Source organism: Pseudomonas sp. TH21 (assembly GCF_016651025.1).
In the GTDB taxonomy this organism is placed as follows: Bacteria; Pseudomonadota; Gammaproteobacteria; order Pseudomonadales; family Pseudomonadaceae; genus Aquipseudomonas; species Aquipseudomonas aylmerensis.
Genome location: NZ_JAEKEQ010000001.1, coordinates 224717 through 248085, shown reverse-complemented (window position 1 = coordinate 248085; position 23369 = coordinate 224717). Strand labels below are relative to the sequence as shown.

The 23369-nt window shown below is 61.6% G+C and carries 21 protein-coding genes, 1 tRNA gene and 1 pseudogene; 14 read left to right on the top strand and 9 right to left on the bottom strand.

Going from position 1 to position 23369, the window contains the following annotated elements; all coding sequences use genetic code 11:
• Positions 1–15: 15 nt before the first annotated feature.
• The 4 genes from hisA to hisB form a co-directional block, all read right to left on the bottom strand.
• The gene (gene hisA / locus JFU04_RS01045) at positions 16–765 is read right to left on the bottom strand and encodes a 1-(5-phosphoribosyl)-5-[(5-phosphoribosylamino)methylideneamino]imidazole-4-carboxamide isomerase (RefSeq protein WP_065899799.1); all 750 of its coding nucleotides are present in this window, start codon (positions 763–765) and stop codon (positions 16–18) included.
• Between the two features lie 92 nt (positions 766–857).
• Positions 858–1118, bottom strand: a complete 261-nt coding sequence (locus JFU04_RS01040; RefSeq protein ID WP_065899797.1) for a DUF2164 domain-containing protein — start codon at positions 1116–1118, stop codon at positions 858–860.
• Complete coding sequence (gene hisH / locus JFU04_RS01035) at positions 1119–1757, bottom strand: imidazole glycerol phosphate synthase subunit HisH (protein ID WP_145159878.1); 639 nt, start codon at positions 1755–1757, stop codon at positions 1119–1121.
• Positions 1757–2350, bottom strand: coding sequence for an imidazoleglycerol-phosphate dehydratase HisB (gene hisB / locus JFU04_RS01030; RefSeq protein ID WP_017849940.1), 594 nt, complete (start codon positions 2348–2350; stop codon positions 1757–1759). Before hisB ends, hisH begins: the two co-directional genes overlap by 1 nt.
• Positions 2351–2611: 261 nt before the next feature.
• On the opposite strand from hisB, the gene JFU04_RS01025 reads away from it, so the two are divergent.
• Positions 2612–3826: an MASE1 domain-containing protein gene (locus tag JFU04_RS01025; RefSeq protein ID WP_201143364.1), complete on the top strand. Its 1215-nt coding sequence runs from the start codon at positions 2612–2614 to the stop codon at positions 3824–3826.
• 45 nt (positions 3827–3871) lie between these two features.
• Entirely contained in the window at positions 3872–5209 is a 1338-nt protein-coding gene (locus tag JFU04_RS01020) for an HdeD family acid-resistance protein (protein ID WP_201143363.1), read from the top strand.
• Between the two features lie 59 nt (positions 5210–5268).
• On the opposite strand, the gene JFU04_RS01015 is transcribed toward JFU04_RS01020, so the two are convergent.
• Positions 5269–6930: an OFA family MFS transporter gene (locus tag JFU04_RS01015; RefSeq protein WP_065899784.1), complete on the bottom strand. Its 1662-nt coding sequence runs from the start codon at positions 6928–6930 to the stop codon at positions 5269–5271.
• 326 nt (positions 6931–7256) lie between these two features.
• Between JFU04_RS01015 and JFU04_RS01010 the strand changes: the two genes are divergently transcribed.
• The 5 genes and pseudogenes from JFU04_RS01010 to JFU04_RS30210 form a co-directional block, all read left to right on the top strand.
• Complete coding sequence (locus JFU04_RS01010; RefSeq protein ID WP_201143362.1) at positions 7257–9467, top strand: AsmA family protein; 2211 nt, start codon at positions 7257–7259, stop codon at positions 9465–9467.
• Entirely contained in the window at positions 9464–10531 is a 1068-nt protein-coding gene (gene mutY / locus JFU04_RS01005) for an A/G-specific adenine glycosylase (RefSeq protein WP_065899780.1), read from the top strand. The genes JFU04_RS01010 and mutY overlap by 4 nt, the downstream gene beginning before the upstream one ends.
• Complete coding sequence (locus JFU04_RS01000; RefSeq protein WP_065899778.1) at positions 10528–10800, top strand: oxidative damage protection protein; 273 nt, start codon at positions 10528–10530, stop codon at positions 10798–10800. Before mutY ends, JFU04_RS01000 begins: the two co-directional genes overlap by 4 nt.
• Before the next feature lie 103 nt (positions 10801–10903).
• Positions 10904–10979: transfer RNA gene (locus tag JFU04_RS00995), tRNA-Phe, on the top strand.
• 481 nt (positions 10980–11460) lie between these two features.
• Positions 11461–11586 (top strand): annotated as a pseudogene (locus tag JFU04_RS30210) (Fic family protein); the annotation flags it as partial.
• A gap of 144 nt (positions 11587–11730) precedes the next feature.
• On the opposite strand, the gene JFU04_RS00990 reads toward JFU04_RS30210, so the two are convergent.
• Both JFU04_RS00990 and JFU04_RS00985 read right to left on the bottom strand, forming a co-directional pair.
• Positions 11731–13335 carry an ArnT family glycosyltransferase gene (locus tag JFU04_RS00990; RefSeq protein WP_201143361.1) on the bottom strand — a complete coding sequence of 535 codons (1605 nt, stop codon included), beginning with the start codon at positions 13333–13335 and terminating at the stop codon, positions 11731–11733.
• An 87-nt stretch (positions 13336–13422) separates the two neighbouring features.
• Positions 13423–14388 (bottom strand): arsenic resistance protein, encoded by a 966-nt coding sequence (locus tag JFU04_RS00985; RefSeq protein WP_201143360.1) that lies wholly within the window; start codon positions 14386–14388, stop codon positions 13423–13425.
• 170 nt (positions 14389–14558) lie between these two features.
• Here JFU04_RS00985 and JFU04_RS00980 point away from each other — a divergent pair, with 170 nt between their 5' ends.
• Together JFU04_RS00980 and JFU04_RS00975 are read left to right on the top strand one after the other, a co-directional pair.
• A complete protein-coding gene (locus JFU04_RS00980; protein WP_201143359.1) occupies positions 14559–15506 on the top strand; it encodes an alpha/beta hydrolase family protein in 948 nt (315 codons plus the stop codon).
• A 4-nt stretch (positions 15507–15510) separates the two neighbouring features.
• Complete coding sequence (locus tag JFU04_RS00975; protein ID WP_065899769.1) at positions 15511–15918, top strand: hypothetical protein; 408 nt, start codon at positions 15511–15513, stop codon at positions 15916–15918.
• 83 nt (positions 15919–16001) lie between these two features.
• On the opposite strand, the gene gabP is transcribed toward JFU04_RS00975, so the two are convergent.
• The gene (gabP, locus tag JFU04_RS00970) at positions 16002–17393 is read right to left on the bottom strand and encodes a GABA permease (protein ID WP_065899768.1); all 1392 of its coding nucleotides are present in this window, start codon (positions 17391–17393) and stop codon (positions 16002–16004) included.
• 554 nt (positions 17394–17947) lie between these two features.
• On the opposite strand from gabP, the gene JFU04_RS00965 reads away from it, so the two are divergent.
• The 5 genes from JFU04_RS00965 (at position 17948) to JFU04_RS00945 (ending at position 22153) form a co-directional block, all read left to right on the top strand.
• A complete protein-coding gene (locus JFU04_RS00965; protein WP_017138656.1) occupies positions 17948–18721 on the top strand; it encodes an ABC transporter ATP-binding protein in 774 nt (257 codons plus the stop codon).
• Positions 18722–18734: 13 nt separating this feature from the next.
• Complete coding sequence (locus tag JFU04_RS00960; RefSeq protein WP_065899767.1) at positions 18735–19487, top strand: ABC transporter substrate-binding protein; 753 nt, start codon at positions 18735–18737, stop codon at positions 19485–19487.
• A 74-nt stretch (positions 19488–19561) separates the two neighbouring features.
• The gene (locus tag JFU04_RS00955; RefSeq protein ID WP_053253867.1) at positions 19562–20257 is read left to right on the top strand and encodes an ABC transporter permease; all 696 of its coding nucleotides are present in this window, start codon (positions 19562–19564) and stop codon (positions 20255–20257) included.
• 38 nt (positions 20258–20295) lie between these two features.
• On the top strand, positions 20296–20985 hold the full coding sequence (locus JFU04_RS00950) for an ABC transporter permease (protein WP_201146289.1): 690 nt from the start codon (positions 20296–20298) through the stop codon (positions 20983–20985).
• Positions 20966–22153: a methyltransferase gene (locus JFU04_RS00945; protein WP_201143358.1), complete on the top strand. Its 1188-nt coding sequence runs from the start codon at positions 20966–20968 to the stop codon at positions 22151–22153. Before JFU04_RS00950 ends, JFU04_RS00945 begins: the two co-directional genes overlap by 20 nt.
• A gap of 241 nt (positions 22154–22394) precedes the next feature.
• On the opposite strand, the gene bcsQ is transcribed toward JFU04_RS00945, so the two are convergent.
• Complete coding sequence (gene bcsQ, locus JFU04_RS00940) at positions 22395–23330, bottom strand: cellulose biosynthesis protein BcsQ (protein ID WP_201143357.1); 936 nt, start codon at positions 23328–23330, stop codon at positions 22395–22397.
• Positions 23331–23369 lie beyond the last annotated feature (39 nt).

Below are 23369 nucleotides of genomic sequence, written 5' to 3'. Positions count from 1 at the left end.
CTTGCAGCTTTCAGCTTACGACTTGGAGCTGTTCGCGTAGGCATCGCAGTAAGCCTGGGCTTCGGCGACGTCCAGGGTACCTTCGTAGATCGCGCGGCCGGTGATGGCGCCGATGATCCCGGGAGCCTTGGCGTCCAGCAGCGACTTGATGTCGCCCAGGTTGTGGATGCCGCCGGAGGCGATCACCGGAATCTTGGTGGCCGCAGCCAGCGCCGCAGTAAACGGCACGTTGCAGCCCTGCATCATGCCGTCTTTGGCGATGTCGGTATAAACGATGGCAGACACGCCGTCGGCTTCGAACTGCTTGGCCAGGTCGATCACCTGCACGGTGCTGATTTCAGCCCAGCCGTCGGTGGCGACGAAACCGTCCTTGGCGTCCAGGCCCACGATCACCTTGCCGGGGAACGCGCGGCAAGCTTCGGCGACGAACGCCGGATCCTTCACGGCCTTGGTGCCGATGATCACGTAGCTCACGCCCGCCTTGACGTAGTGCTCGATGGTTTCCAGGGAGCGGATACCGCCGCCGATCTGGATCGGCAGGTTCGGGTAGCGCTTGGCGATCGCGGTCACTACTTCGCCATTGACGGGCTGGCCTTCGAAGGCGCCGTTCAAGTCCACCAGATGCAGACGACGGCAGCCACCTTCCACCCATTTGGCAGCCATGCTCACCGGATCATCGGAGAACACGGTGGAGTCTTCCATGCGGCCCTGGCGCAGGCGTACACAAGCGCCGTCCTTGAGATCGATAGCGGGAATAATCAGCATGCTTTTTCCTTCGTCAAAAGAGTTGCGAGTTGCGAGCTATAAGCTGCAAGCAAGCACGCGTATCAATTCTTGCAGCTTGGCGCCTGACGCTCTCAGCTGCTCTTTTCAAGCGACCACAGGTCGCTTTCGATGCTTTCGAACCTTTCTTTAAGGAGCGTCTGCGTGTCGAAAATCGCCCTGTTGTAATAGTGCGGAGCCACTTCGGTGGTGAACAACTCAAGGATCTCGGCGACCTCGAACGAGCCCAGCTTGAGCTCGAAACGGTCTTCCATGAAGCGCTTGATCTTGAGGATCGCCTCACCCTCCTGCTCAGGCGTGAGGTTGAGCACCGGCAGCTTCGGCTTCTTGGCCATTTACCAGCGACCGTCCCAGGCGGCGAAGTTCTGCAGCAACTGCAGGCCATGGGTATGGCTCTTCTCCGGGTGGAACTGCACGGCAAACCGCGAGCCCTCGGCCAGCGCGGCGGCGAAGTCGACGCCATAATGCCCGCCACCCACCACCTGGCGCGGGTTACCGGCGGCGATGTAGTAGCTGTGCACGAAGTAGAAACGCGCCATGTCAGGGATTTCGTGCCACAACGGGTGGTCGACGGTGCGACGCACTTCGTTCCAGCCCATGTGCGGGACCTTCAGGTGTTCGCCGTCTTCATGCAGGTCTTTGCCGAAGAACTTCACCTGGCCTGGGAACAGGCCGATGCAGTCGACGCCGTCGTTCTCTTCACTGCTGTCGAGCAAGGCTTGCATGCCCACGCAGATGCCGAGGAACGGGCGATCCTGGCTGACTTCGCGCACCAGGCTGTCAAAGCCCAGGCGACGGATCTCGGCCATGCAATCGCGAATCGCACCGACGCCCGGGAACACCACGCGATCGGCTTCGCGAATCACGTTGGCATCGCTGGTGATCAGCACCTTGCCGGCACCGACGTGCTCGAGGGCCTTGGCCACCGAGTGCAGGTTACCCATGCCGTAATCGATAACCGCGACCGTCTGCATTACAGGACGCCCTTGGTCGATGGCATTTGCCCGGCCATGCGCTCATCAAGCTCGACAGCCATGCGCAGCGCGCGGCCGAAGGCCTTGAACACGGTTTCGATCTGGTGGTGGGTGTTGGTGCCGCGCAGGTTGTCGATGTGCAGGCTGACCAGTGCGTGGTTGACGAAGCCCTGGAAGAATTCCTGGAACAGGTCAACGTCAAACCCGCCTACGGTGGCGCGGGTGTAGGGCACATGCATCTGCAGGCCTGGGCGGCCGGAGAAGTCGATGACCACGCGCGACAACGCTTCGTCCAGCGGGACATAGGCGTGGCCGTAGCGACGGATGCCTTTCTTGTCGCCGATGGCCTTGGCAAATGCCTGGCCCAGGGTGATGCCTACGTCTTCCACCGTATGGTGGTCGTCGATATGCAGGTCGCCCTTGCTGACGATATCCAGGTCGATCAGCCCGTGACGGGCGATCTGGTCCAGCATGTGCTCAAGAAAAGGTACACCGATATCAAATCGGGCCTTTCCGGTGCCATCCAGGTTGATCGAGGCTTTGATCTGGGTTTCCAGAGTGTCGCGCTCGACGGACGCCTTACGTTCGGCCATCACCAGCTCCGCAAAATCATTGGGCGAAAAAGGCAGCCATTATAGGGGCGCGGGCGCTAAACAGAAACATCGGAGGGGATAAGACTGATGGAGTGTCGACGATAGACATGTGCATACAAGCAGGCGCCCCAACATGGTGCGCCCGAGGTATTTACTCGAATGCCCTCGGCGGCTTCGCTGTAACATGAACGCAACGTTTAAAACCTGATGAACTGAACAGTGACAATACCCAGAGTCTTAAGGCGCAGCGGCATTCTCCTCTTGTGGGCACTCACCTACTACGTGACCGGCGTCGCCTCGCTGGCCTTTGCTGATCCTGTCTCGGGCATGGCGATCATCTGGTTCCCGGCGGGTGTTTCGGTATCAGCCTTCCTCAGTTCGAAACGCGCACACTGGCCGCTGCTGTTCCTGGTGTTGCTGGCCGCGCGAGTGTTGCTGGATGAGCCAGGCTGGCAACACTTACCGGTCGCCGTGGCGCTTTCGGCCCAGGCGCTGGCGGGCTCGGTGGCGATTGCCTGGCTGGTTCGGCGCTTCGCCCGGCGTGGCGACGACCTGCACGCCATCGTGCTATGGCTGCTGGCAACCGTGGCCGTGTGTGGCGCCGAGGCATTGCTGAGGAAAGCCTGGCTGATACTGGCCGGGGAGGCCTCGTCGCATACGCTGATGAGCAACTGGATGGCCGGCGTCAACGGCGTGTTCTTCGCGACCGTCGTGGTGATGAACGTACTGACCCGCAACCTGCGCGACGTCGCCCTCAGCGCGCGCGCGAAATGGGCCGGCGCCGTGTGCGTGGCGCTGCTGGCCGTGATGACCTGGTACGTGTTCGGCACGACGCCGCACTGGCTCACCGACATGCTGGACACCGACGCCGGTGCTGCGCTGTATTTCATCCTCGCCTGCCTGCCCATCGCCCTCACCCTCGCCGTCTGCGTGACCTGGCGCAGCCCCGGTGGCTCGCTCGCGCTGCTGGTCCTGGGCAGTATCGTGGTCAATTACACCGATCAGCAGACAGGCCCGTTTTATGTGCCCGGCCTGCTGGAAGGTGAACCCTTGCTGCTTGCGCAAAGCTACCTGTCGATCACTGCCTTGCTGGTGGTCGCGATACGCCTGATGACCCAGGCAGCCAAGCCTTATGACCCGCAAAGCGGCCGCCTGGCGGGTGATGGCGTGATGTACCAACTGCACCCCGGCACGGGGGAAATCCTCTGGGACGACAACCTTGCAACGCTCCTGGATGTGAGCACCCTGCCACTGGGCACCGTGCAACAGGTCCTGGAACGCGTGCATCCCGAGGATCGCGACAAGCTCAAGCGCCACTGGACACCGGCCACCCACGCGCGCGCGGCCTCATTGGCGTTTCGCATCGACAAGGGCAACGGTGACTGGCTGACCCTTTATGACCAGAGCCCCGGCGCCCTGCGTGATGCGCACGGCCAAGTGATTGTCGGCAACTGGCAACCGAGTCGTTATGACTGACCCCATGACTATTGCCGACCCGCGCCTACCTGTACGAGTACCTTCATGATCCAGATTGCTTTACTGCTGTTCGGCGCAGAATTCGTCCGTTCCAAGTTCTGGTTTCTCGGCCTGGTCGGCATCGTCTGGGGCGCGATGGGCCTTGGCGTGATGATTGATGGGCTGGATGGCGAGCTGTATTTCCCGCTGCGCGCGTTCGGGTTGATGTTGCTGCTCGAAAGCATTGTCACCCTGAGCGTGGCCGCCAGCGGCGTGGGCACTCAGCGGGCCGTGCTGTATTTCAAGGGCGGCATCTGCTTCTTCGTAGCGGTGCTGATTCTGGCCGACAAGGTCTACAGCAACCTGCTGCTGGCGATCATCTTCGGCTTCACCTACTTCGTGATCGGCCTGCTGACCATCACCTCGGCCTGGGTAGTGAGGTTCCCGCATTGGCGCACATCACTGATCAGCGGCGGCGCGCAGGTGGTGTTTGCGGGGTTGCTGGTCAGTCCCTATCCGATTGCCAACAGTGCAACGGTGTCGTTTTTCCTCGGCGCGTTGATGATCGTCAGCGGCTTGAACACCGTGCGCATCGCGCGTCGCGTCCGGCGCCTGCGCCACGGCACCTCGACGTTCGAGTTGCTGGCGCCCAGGGACCTGCTGTCGGACTTCAAGAAGTTGCCGCCGCAAGCACCGCTCGAACAGCAGGAGCCCGAACCTGCCTGCAACGATCCGCTGGTGGTGCATATCTGGACACCGGAAGGCACCGCGAGCGCCACTACGATCCCGCGCCCGATCATCAACCGCTACATCGCAGCGGTGGATGCGCAAGGCGTGATTTCCACCGGGCATGCGGCCCTTGAACTGTCGCCCTCGGTGTACCTGAGCCTGTACCCGGTCGCCGACATCGATCGCTCGCCGTCAGAGTTTTTCCGCATCCTCAAGGCCACGCGCAACAACGACGTGCCCGGCACGTTCCAGCCGGACTACGCCACCGAAGTCGCCAACTGGTGCGACTCAGACCGCAAGATCGTGTTTCATCGGTACAGTCGCAAGGCGCTGATTGAGTTCTCGACCCACTATCGCCAACAGGCCACCTACAACCTGACCTACCGCAACTGCTCGAGCAGCGTGGCATTTGCGTTGGAAGCCTCGATGGATGGCGTGCTGTCGGAGCGGTCCCGGCGTTGGCGCTCGGTGCTGCAGACCTTGCTGATGCCCGAGCTGTGGATTGCCGCGCAAGTGCGCAAGCGCGCCATGACAATGGCGTGGACACCGGGATTGGTAATGGACTATGCCCGCGCGTTGCGGGTGATTGTGCATCCGGTGCCGCAGCCATGGTTTCAACGGATTCCATGGCGCGGCACTGCGGCCAAGGCCGCGCCCGACAAGAAGCAGGACTAGCGCGGCCGGATGCCCGGGCCCCACTCATCTTGCGTGAAAGGGCGCCGGGAAACTGCGTATCAGTGGAACAGTACCGCGGTCTTCTGCAGGGTCACCCACACACCCCACGCCAACGGAATACCCACCACCAGCCAGGCGGCGATCGCCAACGGCTTGCTGCCCGCAGACGCCTTCCACTCCAGCGACGTAGAGGCATCGGTACCTTTGTCATGACCCAGCGCCTGTTCGGCGGCCAGTTCGGCATCGGTCATGAAGTACTTGTCGGCCACCGGACGCACCAGCAGGTTGCAGAGGAAACCCAGCACCAGCAGGCCCGCGAGGATGTACAAGGTGATGTCGTAGGCCGCAGCGCGATCCACGCCGATGCTCAACTGGTACTCACGCAGGTAGTTCACCAACACCGGGCCGAGTACGCCCGCAGCGGCCCAGGCGGTCAGCAGGCGACCGTGGATCGCGCCGACCATCTGAGTGCCGAACAGGTCGGCCAGGTAAGCCGGGACGGTCGCAAAACCACCGCCGTACATCGACAGGATGATGCAGAACGCGGCCACGAACAGCGCCACGTTGCCCAGGTGCCCCAGGTTCGGGATCAGCGCGTACAGGGCAAAGCCCAGGGCGAAGAACACGAAGTAGGTATTTTTACGCCCCAGGTAGTCGGAGAACGACGCCCAGAAGAACCGACCACCGATGTTGAACAGGCTCAACAGACCGGTGAAGCCTGCGGCAATTGCCGCAATTGAAGCCAACTGACCGGCATCAAGCTGGCCGAATGGCACGTCCACACCCAGCAACTTGCCGCCGAAGACTTCCTGCAGCAGTGGCGAAGCCATGCCGAGGATGCCGATACCGGCGGACACGTTCAGGCACAGCACCAGCCACACCAGGCGAAATTGCGGGGTTTTCCACGCCACATTCACGTGCACGTGACGGTGGGTGATCATCGCGTTGCTGGCTTTTTTCGCCGGTGCGGTCCAGCCCTCAGGCTTCCAGCCGGTCGGCGGAACGCGGTACAGCAGCGCGCCGGCGATCATGAACACGAAGTAAATCGCAGCCATGACCACAAAGCTCTGCCACACGCCCACGCTGGTCGGCGTGGCAAAGTGACCCATCAGCGCTGCCGCCAGGGGAGCGCCAACCATTGCGCCGCCGCCGAAGCCCATGATCGCCATGCCGGTGGCCATGCCGCGCTTGTCCGGGAACCACTTGATCAGGGTCGACACCGGCGAGATATAGCCCAGGCCCAGGCCGATACCGCCAATGACCCCGGAGCCGATCCACATCAGCCAGATCTGGTGGGTATAGATACCCAGCGCCGAGATCAACAGGCCGCCACACCAGCACAGGGCCGATACAACCCCGGCTTTACGAGGCCCGGCATGTTCCAGCCAGCCGCCCCAGATCGCTGCCGAGCAGCCGAGGAAAATGAAGAACAGGGTGTAGATCCAGCCCAGCATGGAGATGGGCCAGTCGCATTGGGACGAGAAGACTTGGGCGATGAACCCCATGTCCGGCGCGCAGGCGACCGGCTTGGTGATGCCCAGTGCCTTGGACAGTGGCAGCCAGAACACCGAGAAACCGTAGGCCATGCCGATGCACAAGTGGATGGCCAGGGCGGCCGGTGGAACCAGCCAGCGGTTGAACCCTGGCTTGGCGATAATGCGCTCCTTGGACAGGAACGCAGGCTGTGCGGCAGTATGACCTGCTGCAGTGCTAGTGCTCATTGGTGTTTCCCCCAGTTGTTAGTATGTGTCCGTCAGGCGCTCTCTCCCTCGGCCTTGCACGCAAAGCGTTGGCCGTTGTTGTTGAGTAAAGCTCCTTTTAAGCGCGACGTTGTGTCGCAGAAGGCAGACGAACCTGCGCAGATTAGCACCTGTGGATGACAGAAAAACCAAACTGATATCACCTTTTTCAGGAAATCTGTTTTGTTTGACGCCAGAAACCCGTTCCCGCGCCCCTGGATACAATGTAACGATCCGCGAACTGACGCGGGCCGTCGGGCGTTATACTCTGCGGCTAAATTTTGAAATCGACATACAAGGACTCGCCCATGAAAGCGTTCGGCAAAATCCTGGGTCTGGTACTTCTCGGGCTGTTGCTGATCATTGTGGCTCTGGGCTTTGCCCTGACCCATCTCTTCGATCCCAACGACTATAAAGACGAGATTCGCCAGATAGCCCGCGACAAGGCCCACATCGAGCTGACGCTCAATGGCGATATCGGCTGGAGTTTGTTCCCCTGGCTCGGCCTTGAACTGCACGAAGCCAGCGTCGCGACCCTGACCAACCCGACTCAGCCGTTCGCCGACCTGCAGATGCTGGGCCTGTCGGTGCGCGTGCTGCCGCTGCTGCGCCGCGAAGTCCAGATGAGCGACGTGCGTGTCGAAGGCCTCAACCTGCGCCTGACCCGCGACAAGCAAGGCCACGGCAACTGGGAAGACATTGGCAAGAACGTGTCGTCGGCCAGCACCGGCGCACCCGCTCCCACCGAGCAACCTGCCGAGACCGAGCCGGAAAAACCGTCAAAGCCGATCCGCCTGGATATCGACAGCCTGACGGTCAACAACGCCCGCATCGAATACAACGATGAACAGACCGGCAAGCAGTTCAGCGCCGAAAGCATCCAATTGAGCGCCGGCGCCGTGCACGAAGGCGCGAGCATTCCGGTGAAACTCACCGCCTTCTTCGGCAGCAACCAGCCGGTGATGCGCGTCAAGACCGAGCTCAACGGCAACCTGCGCATCCAGCGCGCCCTCAAGCGCTACCAGTTCGAGGACATGAAAATCACCGGCGAAGCCACGGGCGAGCCGCTGCAAGGCAAGACAGTGACCTTCTCCACCCAGGGCCAGTTGCTGGTGGACCAGGCGGCGAATATCGCCGAGTGGACCAACCTGAAGCTGTCGGCCAACCAACTGCGCGCCTTGGGCGAGCTGAAGGTCAATGACCTGGACAAGACCCCGCAATTCAGCGGCGCGCTGTCCATTGCCCAGTTTGACCTGGCCAAGTTCCTCGACAGCGTCGGCCACCCGTTGCCGCCGATGGCGGACGGCAGCCTGAGCAAGGTCGAGCTGGTCAGCCGCCTCAAGGGCACGCCAAACAGCCTGGCGCTGGAAGACCTGAACCTGAAACTCGACGGCAGCACCTTCACCGGCCGCGTTGCCGTGGACGATTTCGCCAAGCAGTCGCTGCGGGTTCAGCTCAAGGGCGACACCTTCAACGCTGACAACTACCTGCCGGCCAAGTCCGACTCCGCCAAAGGCGCGAGCGCCGCCCGCCAGGCCGAAGTGCAGAACAGCGAAGCCGGGGCCATGGCCGCCGGTGGCACTACACCGCTGCCGGACGCACCCACCAAAGGCGCCTGGAGCACCGACAAGCTGCTGCCGCTGACGCACCTGCGCACCCTGGACATAGACGCCGACCTCGCCTTCGGCCAGCTGACGCTGAGCAAGCTGCCGATCCAGAACGCGGCACTGAAAGCCTCCGGCGTCGACGGCCAACTCAAGCTGGACACCCTCAGCGGCGGTCTCTACAACGGCACGTTCCAGGCCAACGGCAACCTCGATGTGCGCCAGGACATCCCGGTCCTCGCGCTGCAGACGCATATCAAGCAGGTGCCGGTTGAACGCATCCTGCAGGCCCAGGGGCAGAACCCGCCGGTCAAGGGCCAGGTCACCCTCGACAGCAACCTCAACGGCCGTGGCAACAGCCAGAAGGCGCTGATCGACAGCCTCAACGGCACCGCCAGCTTTGTGATCAACAACGGCGTGCTGCTCAACGCCAACCTCGAACAGCAACTGTGCACCGGCATCGCCCTGCTCAACCGCAAGACCCTGAGCACCACGCCCCAGGGCAAGGACACGCCCTTCCAGGAACTGCGCGGCAACCTGACATTCCGTAACGGCGTGGCCAGCAACCCCGACCTGAAAGTGCGCATTCCAGGGTTGACGGTCAACGGCAACGGCGACGTCGACTTGCGCGTACTCGGCATGGATTACCGCGTCGGCATCATCGTCGAAGGCGACCAGCGTGATACGCCGGACCCGGCCTGCCAGGTCGGTTCCAACTTCCAGAACATCGAAGTGCCGCTGCGTTGCCGTGGCCCGCTGGAACTGGGCGCCAAGGCCTGCCGCCTGGACAAGGACGGCCTGAGCCAGGTCGCGATCAAGGCAGCCGGCAACAAGCTCAGCGAGAAGCTGGAAGAGAAACTCGACAAGGTAAACCCGCAGTTGAAAGACGCGTTGAAAGGCCTGTTCAAACGATGAGAAACGAGCAGTTTTCAGAGGCCGTACTCAACTGGTACGACCGCCACGGTCGCCATGACCTGCCCTGGCAACAGGGCATCACGCCTTACCGGGTGTGGGTCTCGGAGATCATGCTGCAGCAGACCCAGGTGAGCACCGTGCTCAACTACTTCGACCGCTTCATGGCTTCGTTGCCAACGGTCGAGGCCCTGGCTGCCGCGCCGGAAGATGAAGTGCTGCACCTGTGGACCGGACTGGGGTACTACACCCGGGCGCGCAACCTGCAAAAGACCGCGAAGATCGTCGTGGCCGAGTACGGCGGCGAGTTTCCCCGGGATGTCGAAAAGCTCACCGAACTGCCGGGTATCGGCCTGTCCACCGCCGGCGCGATTGCCAGCCTGAGCATGGGCCTGCGCGCGCCGATCCTCGACGGCAACGTCAAGCGCGTGCTGGCACGCTTTACCGCGCAGGAAGGCTATCCGGGCGAACCCAAGGTGGCGAAGCAGCTGTGGGCCACCGCAGAACGCTTCACTCCGCATGACCGCGTCAACGCCTATACCCAGGCGATGATGGACATGGGCGCCACCCTCTGCACCCGCAGCAAGCCCAGTTGCCTGCTGTGCCCGCTGGAAAAAGGCTGCGAAGCCCACATGCTCGGCCTGGAGACGCGCTACCCGATCCCCAAGCCGCGCAAGAGCATCCCGCAGAAGCGCACGCTGATGCCCTTGCTGGCCAATGCCGAAGGCGAAATCCTGCTTTACCGGCGCCCATCCACCGGCCTGTGGGGCGGTTTGTGGAGCTTGCCGGAGCTGGACGACCTCACCGACCTGGAACACCTCGCCCACCAGCACGCGCTGGCACTGGGCAAACAGCAGGAGCTGCCGGGGCTGATCCACACCTTCAGCCACTTCCAGCTGGCCATCGAACCCTGGCTGGTCCAGGTCGAGGAATCCGCCCATCACGTGGCCGAGGCCGACTGGCTCTGGTATAACCTCGCCACCCCGCCGCGCCTGGGCCTTGCCGCCCCGGTCAAGAAACTGCTGAAGCGCGCGGCCGACGTATTGAATGCAGGAGTGTCGTCATGACCCGCACCGTAATGTGCCGCAAGTACAAAGAACAATTGCCCGGCCTGGAACGCCCTCCGTACCCAGGTGCGAAAGGCCAGGACATTTTCGATCACATCTCCGCCCAGGCATGGGGCGACTGGCTGAAACACCAGACGCTGCTGATCAATGAAAAACGCCTGAACATGATGAACGCCGAAGATCGTAAATACCTGTCAGGCGAAATGGACAAGTTCTTTTCCGGCGAGGATTACGCCAAGGCCGACGGCTACGTGCCGCCTGCTCAATAATTGATCAAAAATCGGGGTCGGCACGTAAGCGACGGTAATAATTAAATATTTTTTGAAAACTTGCTTGACGACCCCCTGAAAAACCCGTTTAATGCGCCCCGTTGCCCAGATAGCTCAGTCGGTAGAGCAGGGGATTGAAAATCCCCGTGTCGGCGGTTCGATTCCGTCTCTGGGCACCACTATTAAGTTTCAGGTGGTGCAAATATCATCTGAAACACACAAGAAACCCGCCTAGTGCGGGTTTTTTGTTGCCTGCGATTTCTAAGCGCCCCCCCCCAATAAGCCCAAACACATTCGCTGGCGAGACACCGACCTAATGCGCCCTGCAAGGGGCCGCTTTACCACCGTCATCCAGACCTCTTCCGACCGCGGCCTGCGACCTGCACTTGAGTTCACCCCTGCAGATTCCACGACAGCGCAAAAAGGCCCACTTCGGAGGCTATGCTCATGATTACCATGAGAGTCGACCTTTTCATCTCAAGCTCGCTTCCACATCCGAAAATGCGACGAAGCTGAACACCACTTCACTTCCGATATTTTTCACTTACCCGAACTGCTTTTTTGAGATAACGAACGACCTGATGAGGCCCTCAAAGCCTAATCTGCGGGCACCAAGGCATCCTTTTTTTGAGATATTCAAAATCCAATCAGAGGTTTCGCCCCATAAACCCAGGCGCGCGGCAATACACCATCGGGCTCTCCAACAACTATCTGATCAGGGGCGTGATCAAATCTCTGCGCGACGAAGGCTTCATCCCCGAGCAACTGGATAAGCCCTACATATGACCGAAGTCGCTACTCGCCGAGCCGCCTCATTCCACATCAGCGTCACCACCCCCCACCCGCTCTTGGTCGGATAGCTGGAAGCCATGCTCCTGCATCCGATCAGGCCCCCTCACGTGACCGGCAGACGGATAGCCCGTCACTGACTCACTCCAACAAAAACACCATCAGGGGATTGTCGTTCAAGCGCCCCTCAAAGCTTGGCGCCAGATGCTCCAGGGGCGTGCCCTTGAGCAGCGCGGTTTCCTTGCGCGCGACGATGACCCACGCCGGGCGGGGCAGAGTGTCCAGCCGCGCAACGTCGGCGCTACTGACAAACAATGGCTGCTCGTCATGCTCCAGATTCATCATGTAGCGCACCGCCCAGGTGTCCCGGCCGAGATTCACAAATACCAGCGGCCCCGGTTGCGCCACGCGCAGGGCTTCCACCTGGCTGACAAACTGGCGGGTGTCGAACTGCAAGTCCTTGGCGGGCTCCACTACCGTCACCAGCACCAACCACTGCGCCGCGAGTGCGAACACGCTGAGCCACACCAGCCGCCCTGCTCGCCGCCAGGCAAGCAGCGCCGCGACTTGCAGGATCACCAACCCACCGATCAACAACGGCAGCGAGACGCCCGGCCAGTAACCGTGTTTCTGCCAACTATGCCGACAGACAAACACGACAACCACGCACAACGCCGGCAGCGCCACGACAAGCCCCTCGTAGCATCGGCGCACGCCAATCAACCATCCTTGCGCCTGGAGCAGCCCATAGGCGGCGACAGCGGCAAACATCGGCACCATCGGCAGGATGTAATAAGCGCGCTTGAAGTGCGGCACCGACAACCCGAGCAGGATCATCAAGCCGCAGGCGCCGAGCCGCACGACCAATTGCACATCAGCGTCGAAGCGCTGCGCCCAGCGCTGGCGCAGGGCAACCAGTGTGGCCAGCGCCAGGGGCACCACGGGGAAATAGCGGTACAAACTCAGCTGGAAGTAAAAATAGAACGGCTCACCGGTTTCATCGAGGCGCCCGCCCACCTGCATCTTGAACACTTCATCGGCAAACGCATCGCCGCCACTCAAGCGCGCGAGCTTGACCAGCAGCCACCAACAGGCCGCCAGCAACACCAGCCCGACGATGCCATGAATCAGCACCTGCTTGACCCGCTCTCCAGGCCGGGCCAGTGCCCAGTACACGCACACCACGCCACAGACTTCGATCAAGCCCAGCGGGCCGCGAATCGCAAAGCCGAGGATGAACAACGGGAACACGCCGAGTTGGCGCCACCGCGAGCCGAGGCGCTCGCCGCTGTGCAGCAGGTAGAAACTGCCCAGGCACAACAGCGCGACCATTTGGTCCAGGCACACCGAGCGCGACTTCTCCAGCAACTGGGTCGTCAGCAGGGTCAACAGCACGGTAAGCAGCGCCCAACTGCGACCGTACGGCACCAGCAGGCGATAGATCAGCGCCACCACCCCGGCCGAGGCCAGCGCGGTCGGCAGGATATTCGCCAGATGGTTAGGCGCGCCGAACAACCGGGCGAAGACAAAGCTGAAGAACGTCGCGGTGCCGGGATAGTCCGCGTAGGGCTGCCCGTAGGTGGTAGGGAAAAGACTCGCGCCATGGCGAAACATTTCCTGCAGGAAAAGCGCCCAACGTCCGTCAAACCCTTGCGGCTGCTGATCCCAGATGCCCAAGGTAAACAGCAACAAGGCAAGCAGGAAAATGCCCAGGGATTCCATGCGAAAACGGTTGCGATGATCCATCAGTAGACCTGTCAGGTAGGGAGCGCCAACCTATGTTGCCGAGCGAGCCCCTGAATAGCGCCTGAACAAACCTGAACATTTGCGCTTTTACCGACCTGCGGGCCACACCGCTTTGGGAATCAGCCTAACGTAAATCAGCTCACCCACCAGTTCGACCAGGGTTTGCAGGATGACCGCCGTCGCCGCCAGCCCTCGCACGTCTTCCGGCAAGGCCAGCGCCAGGGGCAGCACCACCAGCGAATTACGCGTCGACGCGCTGAAGGTCACCGCCCGCGCCGTTGCCGCCGGCAGCGCGAACAGCCGCGCCGCCAGCGCGCCCATCAGCGGGGCCAGCACCAGGAAGCCGACATACACCGGGATCACCGGCAGCAGCAGGCTGATGTCGCGCACCACCGAGGTGATTTGCGAACCGATCACCACAAACAGCACCGCTGCCATCGCCGGCACCGGCAGCCACGCCCAGGCGCTGTTCCAGGCATTGATGAGCGCCGACCTGCGCGCCAGCGACGTCGTGATCACCGCGAGCACCATCGGCAACACAATCAACCACAGGAACGCCTCGATAAACGGCCCCGCCGCCACCACGACCTCGGACTGCGCGCCCAGCATGAAACCCAGGTACAGCGGCAACAGCAGCAACTGCAGCAGCAACAGCACCGGCGTCGCCGCCAGCATCAATCGCGCATCACCTTTGCCGATGTGGGTGAACACCACCACGTAGTCGATACACGGCGTGAGCAACACCAGCAACGCGCCCACCAGCAACGCCGGGCGCTCCACCAGGCCACGCGTCAACGCCCACACCAGCAACGGCACCAGGATGAAATTGGCCAGCAGCAGCGCCGCGAGGAAGCGCCTGTTGCCCAGGCCCTGGCGCAGATCCAGAAAAGGGATTTGCAGGAACATGGCGTACATCAAGACCGCGATGGCAGGCGTGACCAACGCACCCAACCCATGCCCCCAGGACGGCGCAAGCAGGCCGAAGGCGACGGCCAGAATGACGGCGACGAAGTAGACCGGGATCTGGTTGTGCTCGAGGGTGTCGCGGGTCATGGACTGACTCCGGTTGATCAAAAGTTCGTAAGCCTAAGCACCCCAGGGGATAAGGTCGAGCATCGCAATAATTCCTGCGCCTGTGCCGGGCGAAATTTGTTAATTTCGGCTGACTACAAAAGCGCATGGGCCTTCCAGCCCACATCGAAGCGCAAGGATCGAGTCGACCTATGAACCTGCCCACCCGACCTGCCCCAGAAGCATTCCGCGAGCCCGCTGCCGACGGTTACCCTCTCGGCGGCTTCAGCTGGCGCCACGTCCGAACCGACCTGGCGCGCCCCGCCGTGATCATCAACGCCGCCACCTCGGTGCGCTGCCGCCATTACTCACGCTTCGCCGATTACCTGTTCGCCCACGGCTTCGACGTGATTACCTATGACTACCGAGGCATCGGCGAATCCCGCAGCGGTTCGTTGCGCGGCTTCAAGGCCTCGTGGTCGGATTGGGGCGCGCTGGATTTCGAGGCGATCCTGCGACGGGTGCAGCGGGAGTTTCCGGGCCAGCCGATTGATGTGGTCGGCCACAGCTTCGGCGGTTGTGCGGCAGGGCTCGCCGCCTCAGGGGCGGTGATCCGGCGGATCGTCACGGTGGGCGCGCAGTTCGCCTACTGGCGCGATTACCAGGCGAGCGGGCGCTGGCGGATGTTTGCCAAGTGGCATGTAGTGATGCCACTGGTCACGGCGCTGTGCGGGTACTTCCCGGGCAAGCGACTGGGCTGGCTGGAGGACACGCCGGCAGGCGTGGTACGCGACTGGAGCACGCCGACACCGAGATACGAAACGCGGCCCAGCGGTCGCGCGCTGGCGGGCTTGCCGTTCAGTCGTGTGAGCGCGCAGATCCTGGCGATCAGCATCACCGATGATCCGTTTGGCACAGTGCCGGCGATTGAGCGATTACTGGACTACTTCGACGGCAGCGAACGCACTCACCTGCGGATTGCGCCTGAAGATATCGGCGAAAAACAGGTCGGACATTTCGCGTTCTTTCGCAGCGAGTATCAGGATCGACTGTGGCCGATTGCATTGGCGTGGCTGCAAAACGGCGAATTAACCGCAGATACCCTTGGGATTTCCCCCAACCTGCGCTTCAATACTCATCCCAGATCCTCAGGACGTTGAGCCCATGGCCTCGCCAAACAAGCAGCAAAAACGCGCCCAACGGGCAAAGGCCAAGGCCAAGCAGAACCGCACCCAGCGCGCCGTCGCGAGCAAGCCGGATGCGTTTGCCGGCGATGACAGCCGCATTGACCTTGAATCGGTGGATTTGACCGAGCTGTTCGTCGAGATGCGCACAGCGGGCGAGATCAGCCAGCAGGCATTGTGTGCCGTGTTCCTGGCGCACCCGTTGCTGGCGCTGGTGCTGGAGCAGGAAGGCGAAGAGGAAGCCACCGACTTCATCCTGGCGGCACTGATCGAATATCGGCAGTGGGCCACGGACACCGATGATGAAGCGGCTGCGCTGGCGTGGATCGAATCGCCGCAGTTCCAGGCGGATTACCTCGCGGCCTCGCAGGCACTGACCCAACTCTGACCCTGTAGGAGCCGGCTTGCCGGCGATGGGGCCCTTGAAGACGCCATCGCCGACAAGCCAGCTCCTACAGGCATTGGTGCAACCTAACTAAGTGCTGCAGCGCCTACCCGCTGGGCCTTGCGACGGCTCGACACAAACAGCCCCGCCACGACCACCAGCAAGCTGAGGATACCGGTCGCGATGATCTCGACCCGGTGCGCTTCCTGGAACAGCATGATGGTCAGCGTGCCCACGATGAAGACCATCACTGCGTAGGTCAGGCCTGGGAACAGCCACATCTTGAACACAATCTTCTCGCCCGCCGCCGTGCGCTTCTGGCGCATGCGCAGTTGCGATACCGCAATCACCAGGTACACCAGCAACGCGATGGCACCGGAGCTGGCCAGCAGGAATTCGAACACCGCCGCCGGGGCCACGTAGTTGGCAAACACTGCCAGGAACGCCGCGCCGGTCGACAGCAACACTGCCCAGTAAGGCGTGCCGCTCTTGTTGGTGCGCTTGGCGACTGCCGGTGCATCACCGCGACGACCCAGCGAGAACAGCATGCGCGAAGCGGTGTACAGCGCCGAGTTCAGGCAACTGGTCACAGCGACCAAGACCACCAGGTCGACGATCAGCTTGGCATTCGGGATGCCCATGCGTTCCAGCACGGTCTGGTAGGAACCTACGGCAGCCAGGGTCGGATCGTTCCATGGCACCAGCGACACTACGATGAAGATCGACAACAGGTAGAACAAACCAATCCGCCAGATGACCGAGTTGGTGGCCTTGGTGATTTGCTGGCCTGGGTTCTTCGATTCGGCGGCGGCGATGGTAACGATCTCGGTACCCATGAAGGAGAACATGGTGGTCAGGATCGCAGCCAGGACAGCGCCCATGCCGTTAGGCATAAAGCCTTGGGTGTCGAACAGGTGTGAAACGCCGCTGACTTGGCTGGTCGGCAGGAAGCCGAAAATCGCCGCGAGGCCGAGGATCACAAAGCCCACGATCGCCACGACTTTAATCAACGCAAACCAGAACTCGAACTCACCGTAGTTCTTCACGCTGAACAGGTTGGTCGCCGTCAGCAGCAAAGTGATGATCAGCGTAAAGGCCCAGATGGCCACATCCGGGAACCATGCGTGCAGGATGGTCGCGGCGGCGTTGGCCTCCAGGGGGATGACCAATACCCAGAACCACCAGTACAGCCAGCCGATGGTGAAACCGGCCCAATGGCCGATCGCGCGGTCGGCGTAGGTGGAGAACGAACCGGTGTCAGGCGAGGCCACGGCCATTTCGGCGAGCATGCGCATCACCAATACCACCAGCGTCCCCGCAGCGGCGTAGGCCAGCAGTACGGCAGGGCCGGCGGCAGCAATCGCGTGGCCGGAGCCGACAAACAAACCGGCACCGATGACGCCGGCAATCGACAGCATGGTGACGTGACGCGGTTTGAGCCCCTGTTCGAGGTCATTGGAGCTTTGCGTACTACTCATTGACACACCTTTACGAGGAATTGCGAAAACGGTCCGCCCGGCCTGAAATCTTTCTCGTGAAAAGAAACCAACAGGGCGTTCTTTATTTTTTACGCAAGATTTGCGCCAAAATGTTACAAGGCCGCGATTCACGCGGGCTGTAGGACGATTCAACAGCAATCGCAAGTCATTGAGAACAATGGCATTCCGCTATAGCGTTACCGTGCGACTCACTTCCAAGGCCACCCAGCGCACCAAAAACACACACAAAAAGTACGTGACGCTCCATAAAAGGGCTGATAAGCACCGTTTGCCCGGTTAACCCTTCCAACACCCGCCCAAAGCTGGCACCATCGCGCCCTTTTTTACGCGAAGCCTGCGGTTTTACAGGTTCAAACGGTTGTTCGGTTGTTGATGGCGCGACACGCTGCTGTGCCGATGCGACACCCTGCCGCACACCGCCTGTTTACCGCCGGCCGCGCTGTTGGCTGCCATCAAGGCGCTATGCTAGCTTGGCGCCTCGCCAGGAAGGCGGCCCAACAGCAGGAACGCAATGAACACAATGAGGACCGCACATGGCCGAGGCCGCGCCCGCGCTTGAAATCCGCAACTTGCATAAACGCTATGGTGAGCTGGAGGTACTTAAAGGTATCTCGCTGACCGCTCGCGACGGCGACGTGATCTCGATCCTGGGTTCCTCCGGTTCCGGCAAGTCCACGTTCCTGCGTTGCATCAACCTGCTGGAAAACCCGCACCAGGGCCAAATCCTGGTCGCCGGCGAAGAGCTCAAGCTCAAGGCCGCGAAAAACGGCGAGCTGATGGCCGCCGACGGCAAGCAGATCAATCGCCTGCGCAGCGAAATCGGTTTTGTGTTTCAAAACTTTAACCTGTGGCCGCACATGAGCATCCTCGACAACATCATCGAGGCACCCCGCCGTGTGCTCGGCCAGAGCAAGGCCGAGGCGATCGAAGTCGCCGAAGCCTTGCTGGCCAAGGTCGGCATCAGCGACAAGCGCCACGCCTACCCCGCGCAATTGTCCGGCGGCCAGCAACAACGGGCGGCCATCGCGCGCACCCTGGCGATGCAGCCCAAAGTCATCCTGTTCGATGAGCCTACATCCGCGCTTGACCCGGAAATGGTCCAGGAAGTACTTAATGTGATCCGCGCGCTGGCCGAAGAAGGCCGCACCATGCTGCTGGTCACCCATGAGATGGGCTTCGCCCGCCAGGTGTCCAGTGAAGTGGTGTTCCTGCACCAGGGCCTGGTCGAAGAGCAAGGATCGCCACAGCAGGTATTTGAAAACCCGCTTTCGGCGCGCTGCAAACAATTCATGTCCAGCAACCGCTAACGGAGCAACATGCATGCAGAACTATAAAAAATTCCTTCTGGCCGCGGCCGTCTCGATGGCGTTCAGCGCCACGGCCATGGCAGAAACCTTGAAAATGGGGATCGAAGCGGCCTACCCGCCCTTCAACAATAAAGACGCCAGCGGCAACGTGGTCGGCTTCGACAAAGACATCGGCGACGCCCTGTGCGCCAAGATGAAAGTCGAAAAGTGCGAAGTGTATGTGTCCGACTGGGACGGCATCATCCCGGCCCTGAACGCCAAGAAGTTCGACTTCCTGGTGTCCTCGCTGTCGATCACCGATGAGCGCAAGCAGGCCGTCGACTTCACCGACCCGTACTACTCCAACAAGCTGCAGTTCATTGCCCCTAAAGCCACGACGGACTTCAAGACCGACGCCGCTTACCTGAAGGGCAAGGTCATCGGTGCACAACGCGCGACGTTGGCCGGTACCTACCTGGAAGACAAACTGCCGGAAACCACCGCCAAGCTCTATGACACCCAGGAAAACGCCTACCTCGACCTGACGTCCGGTCGCCTCGACGGGATGCTCGCCGACAAGTACGTGCAGTACGAATGGCTCAAGAGCAAAGACGGTTCCGCCTATGAATTCAAGGGCGACCCGGTGGTAGAAAGCGACAAGATCGGTATCGCCGTACGCAAGGGCGACCCGCTGCGCGAGCGCCTGAACAAAGCCCTGGCCGAGATCAAGGCTGACGGCACCTACAAGAAGATCAACGACAAGTACTTCCCGTTCAGCATCGAATGATCTGAACGGCCTGACCGGCGCGCCCCCTCGGGCGCGCCGGCTTTCAGCAATGCCTGCCGCGATATGAAAACACCATGAATTTCGATCTCTACGGATTCGGCCCGGCGCTCGCCGCTGGCGCGCTGATGACCGTCAAACTGGCGCTCACGGCCCTATGCCTGGGGCTGGTGCTCGGCCTCGCCGGCGCCTTGGCCAAGACGTCCCCGTACAAGCCGCTGCAATGGCTTGGCGGTGCTTACTCGACCATCGTTCGCGGTATTCCCGAGTTGTTGTGGGTACTGCTGATTTATTTCGGCACGGTCAACCTGATGCGTGCCCTGGGGGAGTTCTTTGGCAACCCCGACCTTTCTTTAAGTGCCTTTGCTGCCGGGGTCATTGCCCTGGGCCTGTGCTTTGGTGCCTACGCCACGGAAGTATTCCGTGGTGCGATCCTCGCCATTCCCAAGGGCCACCGCGAAGCCGGTGTGGCATTGGGGCTGTCGAAGTTTCGCATCTTCACTCGCCTGATCATGCCGCAGATGTGGCGCATCGCTTTGCCGGGCCTGGGCAACCTGTTCATGATCCTGATGAAGGACACCGCGCTGGTGTCGGTGATCGGCCTTGAAGAAATCATGCGCCACGCGCAGATCGGCGTGACCGTGACCAAGCAGCCATTCACCTTCTTCATGGTGGCCGCCTTCATGTACCTGGGCCTCACCGTCCTGGCCATGACCGGCATGCACTTCCTGGAAAAACGCGCCGCCCGCGGCTTTGCAAGGAGCACCCAATGAGCGGCGACTACAGCTGGCTGGCGCATTTCGACCTGGGCCTGAACTGGGCCGTGATCATCAAGTGGCTGCCAAAATTGGCCCAGGGCGCGACCCTGACCCTGGAGCTGGTGGCCATTGCCGTGATCGCCGGCCTGCTGCTGGCGATCCCCCTGGGGATCGCCCGTTCCTCGCGCCGCTGGTATGTCAGCGCCCTGCCCTACGCCTATATTTTCTTCTTCCGTGGTACGCCACTGCTGGTGCAGCTGTTCCTGGTCTACTACGGCCTGGCGCAGTTCGACGCGGTGCGCAACAGCTTCATGTGGCCGTACCTGCGCGATCCGTTCTGGTGCGCCACGGCGACCATGACCCTGCACACCGCCGCCTATATCGCCGAGATCCTGCGCGGCGCGATCCAGGCCATACCGCCCGGCGAGGTCGAAGCCGCGCGCGCCCTGGGCATGTCCAAGCCGAAGACGCTGTTCTACATCATCCTGCCCCGCGCCTCGCGCATCGGCCTGCCGGCCTACAGCAACGAAGTGATCCTGATGCTCAAGGCCAGCGCGCTGGCCAGCACCGTAACCCTGCTGGAACTGACCGGCATGGCACGCACCATCATTGCCCGCACGTACTTGCCGGTGGAAATCTTCTTCGCTGCCGGCCTGTTCTACCTGCTGATGGCCTACATCCTGGTACGGGGCTTCAAGCTGCTCGAACGCTGGCTGCGCGTCGATGCTTGCCAGGGACGTTGAGACACGCTTCGCGGCGCTGGATGCGTTTCTGATCGAGCACCAGGGGCTGTGGAAACCACGGCCCTTCACGCATCGCCAGCTAGCCTGGGAAACCCGGCATCCCGACCTCGCCGAGTGGCTGCGTCAACGCTCGCTGGCCGATGCCGAAGCCAGTCACAACCATCCCCACGACCTCGCCGCGCCTGCGCCTTTTCCACAGCTCGCCGAGCAAGCCCTGCAACTCAGTGCTGTGGATAAGTTGCCGACGCAGCCCCTGCACCCCGCCCGCCAGCGCTTGAACGTCGACGTGCCGGGCCGCAAGTGGGAACAAATCGAAGCCTTCGGCGCTGCGCTGCCGTTTGCACAAACACCCCGGCACTGGCTGGACTGGTGTGCAGGCAAGGGCCACCTGGGTCGTCGCCTGCTGCAAACAGGCCAAACATTGACCTGCCTGGAATACGACCCGGCACTGATCGCCGCCGGCCAAGCCTTGAGCGAGCATCACGGCCTGCCGGTCACCCATCGCCTGCAAGATGTGATGGCCGACGTGGCTATCGGCCCCGAACACACGCCCGTCGCCCTGCACGCCTGTGGCGACCTGCATGTGCGCCTGCTGCACCTGGCCAACGCCGCCGGCTGCAAACAGCTGGCGCTGGCGCCGTGTTGCTACAACCGCATCAACGCCGACACCTACCAACCGCTGTCCACCGCAGGCCGTGCATCGCGCCTGCAGCTGTCGATCGATGACCTTGGCCTGCCGCTGAGCGAAACCGTTACCGCAGGCAAACGCGTGCGCTTGCAGCGGGACACGTCCATGGCCCGACGCCTGGGGTTCGATCACTTGCAACGCGAGCTACGAGGCCGCGACGACTATCTGCCCACGCCGTCCCTGCCCGCCAGCTGGCTGGACAAACCCTTCGCGGACTACTGCCGGGAGCTGGCGAGCCGCAAAGGGTTATCCACAGGTGGGCAGGATTGGGTGGCGCTAGAGGCATACGGCTGGCGCCGTCTGGCCGAGGTCAGGAACCTGGAATTGGTACGTGGTCTTTTTCGGCGCCCGCTGGAGGTCTGGCTGGTGCTGGATCGGGCATTGTTTCTAAGTGAAAACGGCTACACGGTCGAAGTAGGCAGCTTCTGCGAACCAACCCTGACGCCGCGCAACTTGATGGTGCTCGCCGAGCGCGATTAAGGGGCGAAATTGTCGCACCCCAACCTGTGGATAACTCTGTTGATGAATTCTTTACGGAGCCCGTAGCCATCTGCGCTACAGGCCGAAAGCCGCGCTGGTCATTTTTTGTTCACAAAATAAAACACACGTAAAACAGGCAGTTGCGGCGTGATGAGAACGGCTCCACAAAATGGCTGTTTCGTGACAACCCAGTCCAACCGATTGTGCATAAGCATCTGCTGTTACGCGTATAAACCGCTATTCACAGGTGTTTTCTGCGTGCGATCAGCAGCCGGCAAAGCGCATCGATATCGTCACCCGCCAGGCTCAACGCCTGGCTGTCCAAGGGATCCGTGCCAAACGCCAGCGCCTCACTGATCGCTAAATCGTGGTGCACCTCCAATGGCTCCTTCGTACCGAGGCGCTGCCTGAATGCCTCAACCATATCCAGGCTGAAGGCATTGTCCTCATCGAGCTGATTGATCACAAAGTGAACATGCGGTGGCCGCTCGCGCTCAAGGTGCGGCGCCATCAAGGCATCGAGTTGATCCAGGGTGCCCAAGGAAGCGGCATCGGCCTGGGTAATCACCAACACCACATCGGCGACACTCAAGGCTTGATGAAAATAGACGTTATTGCCGGCAGGGGTATCGATGATCACCGTGTCGCGGGCACTCAGGTCCAGGGCTGCCAGGCGCTGAGCCAGCCATTGCGGCTCATGTTTGAGCCAGCGCTGGAGGTCGTCCTGCTGGCGGATATCGGTGTCGCCAAAGGTGATCACGCGACTGCCGACAAAACCCGGCTGCTGGAGAGTTTCCCAACGCGCATTGCGCAGGCTGGCGCGACCAATCCCGGGCGATGCTCGGCTGACACCGAAGTGCAATCGCAATGCATCCTGGGGGTCCAGATCCACCGCCACCACTGACTCACCCAGGCGCTGCAAACCGCTGCTCAACGCCGTGGCCAGGGTGCTTCGCCCCACGCCGCCATTGACCGACACCAACGCCACCACACACGGACGCCGCTCGGCCTTGTCCACCGGCAGGCAATGCTCATTGGCGCTGGGAGTCTGAGGGGGAAACGGGGTGCCATCATCCACCGGGATGCTGCCGAAAAAGTGCAGCCGCGCATTCAGCCCACGGGCGTCGCGACTGACATCTTTGCCAAGCAAGGCAAGAAGACCATCGGTAAAACTCATAGCGCGTTCCTCGTCACGGCGAAGTTTAAAGACGTGAAA